Source organism: Mesobacterium pallidum, assembly GCF_019966535.1.
In the GTDB taxonomy this organism is placed as follows: Bacteria; Pseudomonadota; Alphaproteobacteria; order Rhodobacterales; family Rhodobacteraceae; genus Mesobacterium; species Mesobacterium pallidum.
In genome coordinates this window covers 68,627-83,513 of sequence record NZ_JAIMID010000013.1, presented here as the reverse complement: position 1 = coordinate 83,513, position 14,887 = coordinate 68,627, and the positions used below count along the sequence as shown (strand labels likewise).

At 67.2% G+C, this 14,887-nt stretch carries 15 protein-coding genes; 12 read left to right on the top strand and 3 right to left on the bottom strand.

What is annotated here, in order from left to right:
* Positions 1–627 carry a ferric reductase-like transmembrane domain-containing protein gene (locus MF270_RS18240; protein WP_238367210.1) on the top strand — a complete coding sequence of 209 codons (627 nt, stop codon included), beginning with the start codon at positions 1–3 and terminating at the stop codon, positions 625–627.
* A gap of 124 nt (positions 628–751) precedes the next feature.
* On the opposite strand, the gene MF270_RS18235 is transcribed toward MF270_RS18240, so the two are convergent.
* Positions 752–1,054: a hypothetical protein gene (locus tag MF270_RS18235; protein ID WP_238367209.1), complete on the bottom strand. Its 303-nt coding sequence runs from the start codon at positions 1,052–1,054 to the stop codon at positions 752–754.
* A 143-nt stretch (positions 1,055–1,197) separates the two neighbouring features.
* On the opposite strand from MF270_RS18235, the gene MF270_RS18230 reads away from it, so the two are divergent.
* Positions 1,198–1,365, top strand: a complete 168-nt coding sequence (locus MF270_RS18230; RefSeq protein ID WP_238367208.1) for a hypothetical protein — start codon at positions 1,198–1,200, stop codon at positions 1,363–1,365.
* A gap of 68 nt (positions 1,366–1,433) precedes the next feature.
* Here MF270_RS18230 and MF270_RS18225 read toward each other — a convergent pair whose 3' ends face one another.
* Complete coding sequence (locus MF270_RS18225; protein WP_238367207.1) at positions 1,434–3,305, bottom strand: sigma 54-interacting transcriptional regulator; 1,872 nt, start codon at positions 3,303–3,305, stop codon at positions 1,434–1,436.
* A 202-nt stretch (positions 3,306–3,507) separates the two neighbouring features.
* Between MF270_RS18225 and MF270_RS18220 the strand changes: the two genes are divergently transcribed.
* From MF270_RS18220 to MF270_RS18175, 10 genes are all read left to right on the top strand, one after another.
* Positions 3,508–4,896 carry a CmpA/NrtA family ABC transporter substrate-binding protein gene (locus MF270_RS18220; protein WP_238367206.1) on the top strand — a complete coding sequence of 463 codons (1,389 nt, stop codon included), beginning with the start codon at positions 3,508–3,510 and terminating at the stop codon, positions 4,894–4,896.
* A gap of 3 nt (positions 4,897–4,899) precedes the next feature.
* A complete protein-coding gene (ntrB, locus tag MF270_RS18215) occupies positions 4,900–5,736 on the top strand; it encodes a nitrate ABC transporter permease (RefSeq protein ID WP_238367205.1) in 837 nt (278 codons plus the stop codon).
* 11 nt (positions 5,737–5,747) lie between these two features.
* The gene (locus MF270_RS18210; protein ID WP_238367204.1) at positions 5,748–6,653 is read left to right on the top strand and encodes an ABC transporter ATP-binding protein; all 906 of its coding nucleotides are present in this window, start codon (positions 5,748–5,750) and stop codon (positions 6,651–6,653) included.
* 4 nt (positions 6,654–6,657) lie between these two features.
* Entirely contained in the window at positions 6,658–7,134 is a 477-nt protein-coding gene (locus tag MF270_RS18205; protein WP_238367203.1) for a nuclear transport factor 2 family protein, read from the top strand.
* A gap of 31 nt (positions 7,135–7,165) precedes the next feature.
* Complete coding sequence (gene cynS / locus MF270_RS18200; protein ID WP_238367202.1) at positions 7,166–7,636, top strand: cyanase; 471 nt, start codon at positions 7,166–7,168, stop codon at positions 7,634–7,636.
* Positions 7,637–7,848: 212 nt separating this feature from the next.
* Positions 7,849–8,868: an AraC family transcriptional regulator gene (locus tag MF270_RS18195; protein WP_238367201.1), complete on the top strand. Its 1,020-nt coding sequence runs from the start codon at positions 7,849–7,851 to the stop codon at positions 8,866–8,868.
* A 152-nt stretch (positions 8,869–9,020) separates the two neighbouring features.
* Complete coding sequence (locus tag MF270_RS18190) at positions 9,021–9,437, top strand: DUF4345 domain-containing protein (protein ID WP_238367200.1); 417 nt, start codon at positions 9,021–9,023, stop codon at positions 9,435–9,437.
* Between the two features lie 387 nt (positions 9,438–9,824).
* Entirely contained in the window at positions 9,825–10,826 is a 1,002-nt protein-coding gene (locus MF270_RS18185; RefSeq protein ID WP_238367199.1) for a TRAP transporter substrate-binding protein, read from the top strand.
* A gap of 53 nt (positions 10,827–10,879) precedes the next feature.
* Positions 10,880–11,287 carry a TRAP transporter small permease gene (locus tag MF270_RS18180; RefSeq protein ID WP_238367198.1) on the top strand — a complete coding sequence of 136 codons (408 nt, stop codon included), beginning with the start codon at positions 10,880–10,882 and terminating at the stop codon, positions 11,285–11,287.
* On the top strand, positions 11,284–12,573 hold the full coding sequence (locus MF270_RS18175) for a TRAP transporter large permease (protein WP_238367197.1): 1,290 nt from the start codon (positions 11,284–11,286) through the stop codon (positions 12,571–12,573). The genes MF270_RS18180 and MF270_RS18175 overlap by 4 nt, the downstream gene beginning before the upstream one ends.
* A gap of 67 nt (positions 12,574–12,640) precedes the next feature.
* On the opposite strand, the gene MF270_RS18170 is transcribed toward MF270_RS18175, so the two are convergent.
* Positions 12,641–14,794 carry a N,N-dimethylformamidase beta subunit family domain-containing protein gene (locus MF270_RS18170; RefSeq protein ID WP_238367196.1) on the bottom strand — a complete coding sequence of 718 codons (2,154 nt, stop codon included), beginning with the start codon at positions 14,792–14,794 and terminating at the stop codon, positions 12,641–12,643.
* Between the last annotated feature and the right edge of the window lie 93 nt (positions 14,795–14,887).

Here is a 14,887-nt window from a genome sequence, read left to right as displayed (position 1 = left end):
GTGACGCGCGCCCGCGCGATCCTGGCCTGGGGCGCGATTGCCGCCCTCCTCGCCTGGCCCCTGGTCGCGGCGGCCGGCAGCCCCTACCTGCAATACCGTGATCCCGTCTACGTGGCCGCCAGCTTTGCCGGGATCGCGGGGCTGTCGCTGCTGGTCCTGCAGCCTCTGCTGGCCGCCGGCCTGCTGCCGGCCCTAGCCGGGAGAACAGGGCGCAGGCTGCACCGCTGGACCGGCGTCGCGCTGCTGCTGGCCGTCGCGGTGCATGTCGCCGGGCTGTGGATCACCAGCCCGCCCGACATGGTCGATGCGCTGACCTTCACCGCGCCGACCGCGTTCTCGGCGTTCGGCGTCGTGGCGATGGGGGCGCTGGTTGCCGCGGCCGTCCTGGCGGCCCGCCGGACGGCGCTTGGCCTGCGCCCAAGGACCTGGCGGCTGGCCCATACCGGCGCGGCCCTTGTCGTCGCCGCGGCCAGTGTCTCGCACGCGGCGCTGATAGAGGGCACCATGGGCCCCCTGTCCAAGATCGCCGCCTGCACCGCGGTCGCGGGCGCGCTGGCCGTGGCGATCCGGCGCCTGCGCCCCTGGGCCGGCCCGGCCCGCGCGCGCCGGGACCGCGGCGCCGCCTGATCCGCCCCGGGGCCGTGGCGCAGGCCAAGGGTCATGCGCGATACACAGCGCCCCGCTCGGTTGGGCCCGGCGCCCGACCACGCCCCGCATTCGATGACCCGAATGATCCCCACGACCTGCACGCTCAAGGAGGTGCGGAGGTTGCGATGCCCCTGTTGCCCTGCGCTGGTCTTTTTTCGACGGGCAGGCCGTCGCGACCTGCGGCACGGTCACCGAGGTCTTCGGCAAGGGCGCAGGCCCGGTCGAGGTTGCCGCGAAAGGCAACGCCCAGCGCCGGGGACACCCGCAGGTGCAGGGGCGTCGGGTTGAGCAGGAAGCCCTGCTGGAAATGGGACTTCGCCACGTCGAACTCTCCGTTCAGTGCCCGGGCCCGGGCCAGCACGCACTGCGAACTGGGATCGTGCGGATCGAGCGGATCGAGGGTCATCGCAATGTCCGCATGATGCGACGCGTGGCGCACCGTCTCCTCGGACCGAAAGGCGCCGGGACAGTGAGGTGCAGCGTGGTGTGCAGGTCGGCCAGGTTGGAAAGCGTGGGCCCGAAGCAAGACGCGGCCCCGGCGACACCTGCATGGTCGATCTCACCCGGCGACATGAGGACCGCAAACCGCTGAACGCGACCGCCAGCCGGGCCCTCGATCCGCAGGGCCGGGCGGCGCTGATCGCCCGCTATTCCAAGGGCCGGTCGACCAGGGCTGCCCCGGAGGACATGCCGTGCTTCGGGCTCGGGCGCGCCTAACAGGCGCCGCGGGCAATCCATTCCCGGCGGCGGCAGCCCCGGGGTGCGCGCCGGGGCCCGCCAAGGGGTCAGGGACGCGGCCCCTTGGCCGCGGCCCAGTCCGCGTCCGAGATGTTCAGCTTGTGCATCCGCGAATAAAGCGTCGTCGGCTTGATGCCGAGCAGCCGCGCGGCCCCCGCGTCGCCCGACACCTGGCCCCCGGTCTCGCGCAGGGCGGCGACCAGGTTGGCGCGGGCCAGGTCCTGCATCTGCGCCTCGGTCCGCACGGCGCCGGCCTGGGCCGGGCCGGGCGCGGCGCCCGCGATCTCGACCACCAGCTTGCGGTTCTGCGACACGATGGCCGCGCGTTCCATCACGTTGTTCAACTCGCGCACGTTGCCGGGCCAGCCGTAGGATTGCAGCTGCGTGACCACCCCTTCGGTCAGCACCGGTTCGGGCCGGTTCAGACGGCGGCAGGCCAGCCGCAGCAGGTGCGCGGCCAGCAGCGGAATGTCCTCGGGGCGCTCGCGCAGCGGCAGGCAGGCAATCGGGAAGACGTCGAGGAAAAGGTGCAGGTCCTCGCGGATCCGGCCCGACTTGCGCAGCTCGTCCGGCGGCAGCGAGGTCGCGGCGATCACCCGGATGTCGAGCGGCTTTTCCCGCGTGTCGCCCAGCCGCGTCACCGCGCGGCTTTGCAGCGCATGCAGCAGCTTGCCCTGGATCTCGATCGGCAGTTCCTCGACATCGTCGAGGAACAGCGTGCCGCCATGGGCCAGTTCCAGCTTGCCGGGCTTGTCGCGCGCCGCCCCGGCAAAGGCGCCGCGCAGCTGGCCGAAAAGCTCGGCCTCCACGTCCTCGGGCGCGACCGAGCCGCATTTGAAATGGATCAGCGGCCGGCGCGACCGCCCGCCGGCCTTGTGGATCTCGGTCGCCACGAGGCCCTTGCCGGTACCCGCCTCGCCGGTGATCAGCACCGTGGCATCGGTCGGCGCCACCAGGTCGATCCGCGTGACCACCTGCCGGATGGCCGAGGAATTGCCGATGATCGCGTGATGCGCCCGCTCGGTCGTGATCGCCTCCTGCAGGTAGGCGTTCTCCTGCTCCAGCCGGTCGCGCAGGGCGGCGACCTCGTCCAGCGCCTCGCGCAGCTTGCGCTCGCCCTCGAGCCGCGCGGTGATGTCGCGAAAGATCACCACGGCCCCGGCCAGCAGCTTCTGGTCGTAAATCGGGGTCGAGACGTATTCGACGCGGATCGGCTTGCCGTCCTTGCGCCAGAACACCTCGTGGTCGATCCGGTTCACCTGCTCGAACCGGAAGGACCGGTAGATCGGGCATTCATGGGCGTGGTAGAAGTCGCCGTTGAGGTGGTGGTGGTGGATCATCGCGTGGATGTCGCGGCCCAGCAGGTCGTCCGAGGTCCAGCCCAGCATTTCCTGCGCCGCGCGGTTCACAAAGGTGGTCTTGCCGTCGGCGTTGATGCCGTAGATGCCTTCGCCCGCCGCGTTCAGGATCAGCTGGTTCTGGCGCTCGAGCTCGGCAAAGAAGCCTTCGGCCCGCTTCCATTCGCGGATGCCGGCGCGGTGCAGGTCCGCCGTCTCGGTCAGCTGGGTGCGGCGGTCGAGCTGGTCGAGATCGATCAGCATCAGCAGCAGGTGACCGGGCTGCCCCGCCACCGGGCGCGCGCGCAACTCGCAGGCCAGCCGCTGGCCCCCGGGCGGGGTCAGCGTGACCGACCGGGTCCAGCCCTCACCCCGATGATCCACCTCTTCGACGAAGACGATGAAGCGCGGCAGGTCATCGCCGAGGAAGTCGGAAAACGCCGCCCCCGTCCCGCCAAGCCCCAGCATCCGGGCCGCGTGCGCGTTGCAGGCGACGATGCGGTCGCGGGCGGTGTCGAGGATGATCGCGGCCTCGGGCAGGGCGGCGAGGACGGAATCGTCCAGGGGGGTCATGACGCTCATGTGCCCAGCCTAGCGCCGCAGCGCAGCGTCGTGTAGCGAAATTTCGTAAATTACGATATTTCGTAAAAACACTTCACCGCACACGGAGTTTAAGTATCTGTTTTAATTTTATTTTACCCCATTACGCGAACATCCCCCCGCGCCTTTTTTCGCGTCAGACTGCGCGCCATCCTGATGCCAATCAGTGGCGAAAGGAACGACGATGACGATCAAGAGCCTTGGAAATCCCTTCTCGGAAAAGACCGACCTGCGGCACGGCGCCGAATGTGGCTGCGACAGCTGTGCCTCCGGGCACGCCCACCATGCGGAGAGTGTCGCGCCTGAAAAGATGTCCTCCGAGCAGATGCTCGAACGGGCGGTGGAAAGCGCCATCGTGCGGTCCGTCTTCGGGCAAAGCGACATCGGCCGCCGGTCCTTCATGGGCATGCTGGGCGGCGGCACGGTGGCCGCGGCGCTGGCCTCGGTCTTCCCGATCAACGAGGCCAAGGCCGCCATCCTCGACGAACTCGGGCCGCCGGAAAAGACCGACCTCAACATCGGTTTCGTGCCGATCACCTGCGCCACGCCGATCATCATGGCGCAGCCAATGGGCTTTTACGAACGCTATGGCCTGAACGCGCAGGTCATCAAGACCGCCGGCTGGGCGGTGGCGCGCGACAAGTCGCTGTCGGGCGAATACGACGCAAGCCACATGCTGACGCCGATGCCGCTGGCAATGACGCTGGGCGCGGGGTCGGTTGCCACGCCCTACATCATGCCCGCCGTGGAAAACATCAACGGCCAGGCCATCGTGCTGTCGAACGAACATCTCGACAAGCGCGACCCCAAGCAGTGGAAGGGCTTCACCTTTGGCGTGCCCTTCGAATATTCGATGCACAACTTCCTGCTGCGCTACTACGTGGCCGAATTCGGGCTGGACCCCGATGTCGATATCCAGATCCGCGTGGTTCCGCCGCCGGAAATGGTCGCCAACCTGCGCGCCGGCAACCTTGACGGCTACCTCAGCCCCGACCCGTTCAACCAGCGCGCGGTCTGGGAAGGCATCGGCTTTATCCACACGCTGACCAAGGACATCTGGGAAGGGCACCCCTGCTGCGCCTTCGCGGCGCCGCTGTCCTTCGCGACCGAGCTGCCGAACACCTATGGCGCGCTGCTCAAGTCGATCATCGACGCGACGCAATACGCGTCGAACCCCGAGAACCGGAAAGAGATTTCCGCCGCCATCGCGCCCACCAACTACCTCAACCAGCCGGTGCCGGTGATCGAACAGGTGCTGACCGGCACCTATGCCGATGGCTTGGGCGAGGTGAAGCAGGTGCCCGACCGGATCGACTTCGACCCCTTCCCCTGGCACTCGATGGGCGTCTGGATCCTGACCCAGATGAAGCGCTGGGGCTATATCGAGAACGATATCGACTACGCCGCCGTGGCAGAGCAGGTGTACCTGGCTGCCGACGCCAAGAAGGTGATGAACGATCTCGGCTACGAGGCGCCCGACGTGACCTACAAGTCGCACACGATCATGGGCAAGACCTTCGATCCGGCCGAGCCCGAGGCCTACGTCAAGAGCTTTGCGATCGGGAAGGGCTGATCCATGCTGGGCACCCTCTCTGTCAACCAGCGCGCGGCGATCCTGTCGGTGGTGATGCTGGTGGTCGGCCTCCTGATCTGGGAGGCCGCCATCCCGGCCCAGAAGGCCGCCGAAGAGCTGACCGAATACGAACGGCTGACCGGAGGAGGCGCGCCCAAGGCGGGCGTGCCGCCGCCCAGCCAGGTGATCGCCAAGGCCTGGGAGCAGCTGTCGAACCCGTTCTACGACGCCGGGCCCAACGACAAGGGCATCGGCATCCAGATCGGCTATTCGATCTACCGCGTTCTGACCGGCTATTTCCTGGCGGCGCTGGTTGCCATCCCGCTCGGCTTTCTCATTGGCATGAGCCAGGTCGCCTACAAGGCGTTCAACCCGTTCATCCAGGTGCTGCGGCCGATCTCTCCGCTGGCCTGGATGCCACTGGCACTGTTCATCATCCAGGACAGCGAGGCGAGCGCGATCTTCGTGATCTTCATCTGCTCGATCTGGCCTATGCTGATCAACACGGCCTTCGGCGTCTCGGGCGTCCGCAAGGACTGGGTCAATGTCGCCCGCACGCATGAGCTGGGCAGCCTGCGCACCGCATTCACCGTGATCCTGCCGGCCGCCGCGCCGACCATCATCACCGGGATGCGCATTTCCATCGGCATCGCCTGGCTGGTGATCGTCGCGGCCGAGATGCTCGTGGGTGGGACCGGCATCGGCTACTACGTCTGGAACGAGTGGAACAACCTCGACCTGACCTCCGTCATCTTCTCGATCCTCATGATCGGCGTCGTCGGCATGCTGCTGGATTCGGCCTTTGGCTACCTGCAGCGCAGCGTCGCCTACGTGGAATAAGGAGCCGCCCCATGACCAGACCCTACCTCAGCATCGAACAGCTGACGCAGCGTTTCCCCGATGGCCAGGGCGGTGAGATGACCGTCTTCGAAGACGCCAGTTTCGGCATCGAAAAGGGCGAGTTCGTCTGCATCCTCGGCCATTCCGGCTGCGGCAAGTCGACCATCATGAACATCCTCGCCGGGCTGGCCGAGCCCACGTCCGGCGTGGTCAAGATGGACGGGTTCGAGGTCTCGGGCCCGTCGCTGGACCGCGGCGTGGTGTTCCAGAACTACTCGCTGCTGCCCTGGCTCTCGACGCTCAAGAACGTGACTTTCGGCGTCAAGGCGCGGTATCCCAGCTGGTCCAGGGCCAAGGTCGAAGAGCACGCGCGCGCCTACCTGGCCAAGGTCGGGCTCGAGGGCGACGTGGTGCACCGCAAGCCCAGCCAGCTCTCGGGCGGGATGCGCCAGCGCGTCTCCATCGCGCGGGCCTTTGCCAACCAGCCCAAGCTGCTGCTGCTCGACGAGCCGTTCGGCGCGCTCGACGCGCTGACCCGGGGCACGATCCAGGACGAGCTCATCAAGGTCTGGGGCGACACCGAGCAGACGGTCTTCATGATCACCCATGACATCGACGAAGCGATCCTGCTGGCCGACCGCATCCTGCTGATGACCAACGGCCCCTTTGCCCGCGTGGCGGAATCGGTCGAGATCACGATCCCCCGGCCGCGCAACCGGACCCAGATCGTCGAGCACCCCAATTACTACGCGATCCGCAACCACCTGGTGCAGTTCCTCGGACACCGCTCCAAGGAGCTGGCGGGCCAGCAAAGCGGTGGCGCGGCCCAAAGCCCCGAGCCGGTGCGCATCGACAAGACCAAGCCCGACGCCGACCCGGAGCCCGAAGGGGCCCGGCTGCGCGCCGTGAACGAGTAGAGCCATGACCCCCCAAGCCCCCCGCCCGCCGCTGCCGCCGTTCTCGTACGAGGATGCGGTGCGCAAGGTCCGCATGGCCGAAGACGCCTGGAACACGCGCGACCCCGACAAGGTCGCGCTGGCCTACACGCCGGACACGCGCTGGCGCAACCGGTCGGAATTCCTGAACGGCCGCGACGAGGTCCGCGATTTCCTGGCCCGCAAATGGACGCAGGAAACCGGCTACCGGCTGATCAAGGAGATCTGGGCCCATGACGCGCGCCGCATCGCCGTCCGCTTTTGCTACGAATACCTCGATGCGACCGGCCAGTGGTTCCGCGCCCATGGCAACGAGAACTGGGAGTTCGACGATCTCGGCTACATGGCGGTGCGCCATGCCTCGATCAACGATGTGCCCATCGCCGAGACAGACCGCAAGTTTCGCTGGCCCCAGGGCCCGCGCCCCGCAGATCACCCCGGGCTGACCGAGCTCGGACTTTGACTCGCGCCACACTGGAAAGGAGACCACCCAAATGAAAGACAGCTTCGAGGTGCCCAAGATGATGACCAAGGAAGACGTGACGATGATGATCCTCTCGGCCAAGAAACAGGCCGGGATGACCTGGGAGCAGATCGCGGAAAAGATCGACATGTCGCCGGTCTGGACCCATTCGGCCTGCATGGGCATGAACGGCTTTCCCAAGGACAAGGCCGCCGCGCTGGTCAGCGTGATGGGCCTGCCGCAGGAAGCCGCCAGCGTGCTGGAAGAGCCGCCGACCAAGGTCTGGGATCAGGCCGTGCCGACCGATCCCTGCATCTACCGTTTTTACGAAATCGTCGGCGTCTACGGCCCCACGCTCAAGGCGCTGATCGAGGAAAAGTTCGGCACCGGCATCATGTCGGCCATCGACTTCGACATGTCCGTGACCAAGGTCGAGAACCCCAAGGGCGACCGGGTCAAGGTCGAGATGTCGGGCAAGTTCCTGTCCTACAACTCCTGGTAAGACCCATGCCCGCGCCCGGGACATCGGGCGCGGGCATGGCCGTCGCTGCGGGCGTCCCGGCATCCCTTAGGGGGCGCCCGCAGCGATGGTCCACGGGGTGCCTTGCGCCCTGCATTCCATCGCCCGGTCCCTGTGGCCATTGCGCATGGCCCGCCGGCGCCGCGGCCGCAGGCCCGATAGCCATGCCGCGCGCACAGCGCTAGGCTGGCCGCATGGGCTGGATCGACGCCATCTTCGTTCACAAGGCTCTGGCCGCCGCCGCATCGCTGGGCTGCATCGACACCGGCACCCGTGCCGCGATGCTGGCAGAGGCAGGGATCGATCCCGCGCGCCCTGTCCAACCGGGCGACATGGTCCCGGACAGCGCCTTTCTTACGCTGCTGGAGAGGATCGCCGGCAACGGCGCGGATGGCCGTTCGGTGCCCATCCGGGTGGGCGCGGCGATGCGCTGCGACGATTACGGCGCCTTCGGGCTGGCCTTCAAATCCGCACCCGACCTGCTGGGCGCCTATGCCCGGACCGAGCGGTTCGGCAGGGTCGTCACCTCGATCGCCAATTTCCGCGTCGCGCGCGCCGGCAGCCGCGTGACGATGGAGGTGATCCCGCCCCCCGCACCGCGCCCCGGCCTGGCCCTGGTCAACGAGCTGGCGGTCGCCGCCGCCTGCGCACTGAGCCGCGAGGTCAGCCGGGACCCGTTCGATCCGGTCGCGATCCACCTCGCGACCGCCCGCCCGGCACAGGATGCGGCCTGGCGCGCCCATTTCCGCTGCCCCGTCCACTTCGGCGCGGGGCGGGACGCGATGGAGCTGTTGCTGGAAGATGCCCGCCGGCCCAACCGGCTGTCCGACGCCGGCATGGCGCGCTTTTTCGACGCGCATTTGGAAGGGCAACTTGGCCAGGTGCCGCGAGACGACGGCCTCGCGCAGCGGGTCCGCGACCAGGTCGGCGCAGGGCTGAGCGAGGGCGTGCCGACCCTGGCCGAGACCGCCGCAGAGCTGGGCATGAGTTCCCGCACCCTGCAACGCCGCCTGTCCGGGGACGGGCTGGCCTACCAGGACCTCGTGGGGACCACGCGGCGCGCCCTGGCCGAGCACCTGCTGAGCCGCACGGATTACGCGCTTGCCGAGGTCGCCTTCCTGACCGGCTTCTCGGACCAAAGCACCTTTACCCGCGCCTTTCGCCGCTGGACCGGGCAGACCCCGGCCAGCTTCCGGCGCGCCGTGGCGGTCTGAGCGCGCCGCGCGAATGGCGCAGGCGGCCCAAAGCTTGGCGCGCCCGGCCAATGCCCAGGCGCGCCGTGGCCGCTAGTCAGCGCGTATCTCTCACCCAACCCAAGCCCGGCGCGCCCCCTTGGCCCGGCGGGTTGCACGCAAAGGACATGACCATGACCCTGACAGGTTTCCAGAAGATCGCCCTTGGCCTCGGCGGCAGCGCCGCGCTTTCCATCGGGCTGTTCATCACGCTCGCCCCGCAGGCCTTCTATGCAGGCTACGGGATCACGCTTGCCCCCGGCGCCAGCATGCTGAGCGAGCTGCGCGCGCCCGGCGCCGCGCTGGCCACGCTCGGCGCCCTGATGCTGGCCGGGATCGTCCGGGCCCGGCTGGCACCGATCGCCCTGGCGGCATCGCTGACCGTGTTCCTCGGCTTCCCCGCGGGTCGCGTGGTGAGCCTTGCGCTGGATGGCCTGCCCTCGGCCAGCGTGCTCGCCGTGCTTGGCGCGGAACTGGCCATCGCGCTGCTGCTGCTGGCCGCCTTCCGTCCCATGTCCCGCCGGGACGGCCTGGCGGACATGCCAGGCTGACCCCGCAAGGCGGCGCGGCGCCAGGCTCGGGACCTCGGCAACGGGTTCACACCCGTCACGGGGTCTCGGGCACCTTCCGTGAACCCGCAGACGGGGCAGTCTGGTGCGGCGTTTCGGTCCGTCGTCTCACGGCTCTGGTGCAAGGTCCTGCGGGAACAGGCTTCGGGTCCTGGTCAGCCACGCCCACCACGTCGATCAATCGCCGCGCCGCTCAATTGTCGCCGCATCGTGCCGGCCCTGGGCTGGCCGCCCCGCGCTGATGCCTGAAATTCCGGCAGGCAGCCCCATCTGCGCGGCCGAAGAACAGCCGACTGTGATTAACAGGAGACTCTTGATTGAAGGCATGTATACTTGCAGACATCAACACGCCTCAGCCTTGGGAAACCCATGTTCAAACATCTCACCCTCACCGCCTGCCTGCTCTCGCTGACCTCCTTTGCGGCTTCGGCGGACACCCTGCGCTTTTCTCACATCATGCCGCCCGACCACTATTTCGACAAAGATGCCAAGGCCTGGGCCGATGCCCTGACCGCCGCGTCCGACGGCGAGATCGAGGTCCAGGTTTTCCCCGCAAGCCAGCTTGGCGGTCCGGTCGACCAGTTCGACATGGCGCGCGACGGAATCGCCGATGTCGCTTGGGTCAACTGGGGCTACACACCCGGCGCCTTCCCGATCATGGAACTGATCGACATTCCCTTTTCCATCACCGCGCCGCGGGACGCCGCCGCCCGCGGAGTCCACAACTGGTACAAGGCCTATGCAGAGACCGAGATGCCCGACGTGCATTTCTGCCTCGCACACGTCGGACCTCCGGGCACGTTCCATTCGTCCAAGCCGATCGCGACCCCAGCAGATATCCAGGGCCTGAAAGTCCGTCCGTCCGGTGGCACCATGGCACAGGTCATTGCGGACATGGGCGGCTCGGCCATCCAGGTTCCGGGGCCCGAGGTCCGCTCGGCCATCGACCGGGGTGTCGCGGATGCGATCACCTTTCCCTGGGGTTCGCTCAAGGTCTTCGGGATCTCTGAGGCGGTGAAATACCACCTCGACCGCAACATGTATTTCGCCGGCGCCGGACTGGTGATGAACAAGGCCAAGTACGAGGGCCTGTCCGAGGCCGGCAAAGCCGCTGTCGACACCGTATGCAGCCCCGAATGGGCCGAAAAGCTGGGCGCGTCCTGGGTCGAGTTCGAAGCTGGCGGCAAGGACCTCGTGATGGCCGACGAGGGTCATCAGCTGCACGTGCTGACCGATGCGGAAATGGACGAATGGCGATCCGCTGCCTCCAAGGCCGGGGACCGCTGGATCGAAAACGTCACGGCCAAGGGCCATGACGCCGCGGCAATCCTTGACGCCTTGACGGCCTCCATCGCTGCCGAGACCAAGTGATGCAGTCGGTTGCACGTCTTGTAACCTATTTCGCGAGCCTCTCTCTGGGGCTCGTGACCCTCTTCACCTTTGCCGCGGTCATCCTGCGGTTCGGCTTCAACAGGGGCCTGCCCGACGCCTTCGACTTCGCCCGCCTGTCGCAGGGTGTGGCGCTTGCCTGGGGCATCGCGCTCGCGACCTACGACCGCGAACATATCGGGATCGACATCAAGTGGTCCGCTCTCGGGGAAAGGGTCGGCCTGGTGGTCAACCGGCTGGCCGACGTGATTTCCGCCGCCTTCCTGGCCACGCTGGCCTGGGTGATGATGGCACGCGCGCTGAAGTCCGTCTCGACAGGGGGCTCGACCGCCGAACTGCGCGTGCCCCTCTGGCCGGTCAATCTGGTGATCGCGACCGGAATCGTGGTGGCATTTGCTGCGTCGCTCGCCCTGTTTCTCAAGAAAGACGACCTAATCAAATGAACAATCCCGTCGCCACCGGACTGGGGTTCGGTCTTCTGTTCGTGCTGCTGATGCTGCGCGTTCCGGTCGGCTTCTGCATGGCCATCGCTGGTGCAGCAGGCTTTGGCTGGATCGTCGGAGCCGGCCCGGCGCTGAACCTGATGGGGCAGGTCACGTTCAACACACTGACATCCTATGAATTCTCGGTCATTCCGATGTTCATCCTGATGGGGGTCTTCGCCGCGCGAGGGGATCTGAGCCGCGAACTGTTCCAGTGCGCCCGCGCCTGGATCGGACATGTGACCGGCGGCCTTGGCGTGGCCTCGGTGCTGGCGGCCGGCGGGTTCGCGGCGATCAACGGGTCCTCGATCGCCACCGCCTCGACCATGACTCGCGTCGCCCTGCCAGAGATGGAGCAGAGCGGCTACAACGGCGGACTGGCCGCCGGGCTGATCGCGGCAGGTGGCACGCTTGGCATCATGATCCCGCCCTCAGCGGTGTTCGCGCTGTATGGCTTCATCACTGAACAGGACATCGGCAAGCTGTTCATCGCCGGCATCATTCCGGGCGCGCTGGGCATGGCCATGTATGCCGGCGTGATCATGCTGATCGCCTGGCGCCGGCCCCATCTGATGGTGCGCCAGCCCAAGGCCTCGCGGGCCGAACGCTGGAGCGCGTTGCGCAAGGTCTGGGCCGTTCTGATGCTGTTCGTTCTGGTCATCGGCGGCATCTACGCGGGCGTCTTTACCGTGACCGAAGCCGCCGGAGTCGGCGCCGGAGGGGCATGGCTGATCGGAGTCGTCCGGCGCAAGCTGGGGCTGGCCGCGACATTCCGCTGCCTGGCAGAGGCGCTGCGCATGTCCGCGTCGATCTTCACGCTCGTCATCGGCGCGCTGATCTTCGGCTATTTCCTGACCGTCACGGGAACGACAACGGCCCTGATCCGATGGCTGGCGGAACAGCCATTGCCGCCACTTGGGGTGCTGTCGCTGATCCTTCTGGGCTACCTCGTCCTGGGCGCGGTGATGGACGAACTGGCAATGACCCTACTGACCCTGCCGATCGTCTTTCCGGTGATCGTGTCCCTCGGGTTCGATCCGATCTGGTTCGGAGTGATCTATGTCATGGTCGTCACGCTTGGCATGATCACCCCGCCGATCGGGATGAACGTCTTCGTCATCAACTCCATCGCCAAGCACGTGAGCCTGCGCCAGATCTACGTCGGCGTCACGCCGTTCATCATCTCGGACCTCGTGCGGCTGGTGCTGCTGGTGGCCTTCCCGGCGCTCTCACTCTGGCTGCTCTGAGCCATCCCGAAAACGAAAGGCCCCGCCGGATCGCTCCGGCGGGGCCTTTGCGTACGTGACCGGCCTGTCAGCCCAGCATCGACCCGAGCACGTTGGTCAGCAGGCGCGAGATGTCGTTGTCGGTCTCGTTCACCAGCAGCGCGCCACAGAAGAAGATCGACCCGACCGAGAACACCTGCCCCCCCGCCGGCGTCCGATACCAGATCACGTCCGAGCGGATCATCTGCGACGTCGGCTCTCCGGTCATCGACTTGCCGGGCGACAGCACATCCTCCGGCGGGATCGAATAGTCGCTGTCATGCCCTTCGGACACGGCAAGGCGCACGAAAGTCTCGGGCGTGCCAAGCTCGACATCCGCGCGGTCCAGTTCGAACCCTGCCGCGCCGCCGCCGTTAAGCCCGTAATCGCCTAGGATGGGACCGGTGATCCCCTCGAGCAGATGCGCGGCAGGACTGTCGCGGGCGGCCGGGTCCAGTCGGTAGTGGCTGCCGGTGAACAGCCCCTGCGCGGTGAACCCCAGCCCGCAGAGGACCTGCGGCGGCCGCCCTGCCCGACGCCATAGCCCGCCATAGCTCGGGGCAAGCTGGTGGTAGTTCTCGGCCACGTCGGTCCCCCAGGCCCGCATGCCCAGTTCCGCGCGGCGCAGTTCCAGCATGCCGGGCAGCGCGTCGTTGCGTTCCACACGCCAGTAGAACCCGTTGCCGCCGAGATAGCAGAAATTGCCGCCCTGCTGCTGATAGGCCGCCAGCGCATCCATCGTGCCGGTCGTGTGATATTCCGGGTGGCTGCCGGTCAGGACCACATCGTAGCCCGCGATCAGGTCGACCCCTTCGCGGTCCAGATCCTCGTCCGTCACAACGTCAAAGCCCTGCCCCGTCCGTTCCAGCCAATGGGTCAGGTGCGTGTCGGCGGGAAAATGGCGGATGCCCGATCCCTTGGGGTCGCAGAAGGTCAGGAACCCCGGCCGCATCGTCATCATCGGCCGCAGCCGGGAAGAAAAGTGGTGACCCGATCCGTCGGGGTGAAAGTTGTAGACAGAAAACCCGTAGAGATCGTAGTCGTCCGGATTGTGCCTCGGGGTGTCCCAGTCCGCCATCCGCGCCCGCAGGGCCGCGTCCAGGTTGCCGCGCGCATAGTTGGCATAGCACTGATAGGTGTAGGTCGAGGCCAGGAAGCAGATGCGGTTGCGCCGTTCGTCTCCCGACAGCACGTAGAACGGCACCGTGTCACTGTGCGGCCCCTGGGTCAGACGCACGGCGTAGATGCCGCTGGCAAGATCATCGGGGATCGTGACCTCGAGCGAGGTTTCCCATCCGCAATCATACAGGTCATCTTCGTGAAAGTGGATCGCGGCATAATGGCGGGGCTCTTCCGTCCATTTCATCACCGCGCCGGTCCAGAGGCTTCCGCGCATCGCCCGTGTCGGCACGTTCACCACATGCCCATGGGCTTCGGACGGCCCCCGGTCGGTCAGGCGCTGCGTGGTGATGCCGTCCGAGAAATCCCAGAACGCCAGCAGACCGCCCGTCCCGTCCATCCCGGCATCAAGTCGCGGATCCTCCAGCCGGCCGTTGAAGTGCGCCTCGTGCAGGCCGCCAGTTGCCGGCCGGGCCGCCAGCCGGACCGGGCCGGTGCGCAGTCCCGGCGTTCCGCCGGCGCGGATGCGGACATCCACCGGGTCCGGCTGACGCTCGACGGCGGTCAGCCCCCTGACGCCCAGGATCGCCTCGCCAGTCGCCGAATCCGCGGCCAGGGTGATCTCGTACCAGACCTTCCGGCGCAGGCGGACATCCAGCGTCAGCCGGATGTCCCCGACCGTCGCGATCACGGCATCCTCGGTCGCGCTGATCTCCCATCCTTCGGCATGGCCAAGCACGGACGGCGTCCCACGCAGCAGCCAGGGCTGGACCCGCAGGCTGAACCGCGCGGCATCCGGCAACGCGATGGCGGGCAGCGCCGCATGGGACCCGAGGTCGATCGGCTGGTGCCGTCCCTCGAACGCGCCCAGGTCCGCGAGTGTCGTGGCCTTCATCCCGCCGGCGGCGGGGTTGGCATCGCCAAGATGAAGATGCAGAAGCTCGGCCTGCACCGGCGCATCCGTCTCGGCGGACGCCTTCAAAGCCAGCGTTTCCCCGGCGCGGCCGGACAACTTGTCGAAATAGCCCGCAATCGGCATTGCCTGGGTGCGGCGCATCGGGTTTCTGAATCCGGGATAGGTCATGCGGACGTCCTTGCTGGGTGTGTCGGGCCGGAAAAGGCTCTATCCGGCGGCGCGCTATGTGTATACATGTAGGCATATTGGTCAGAGAGGCGA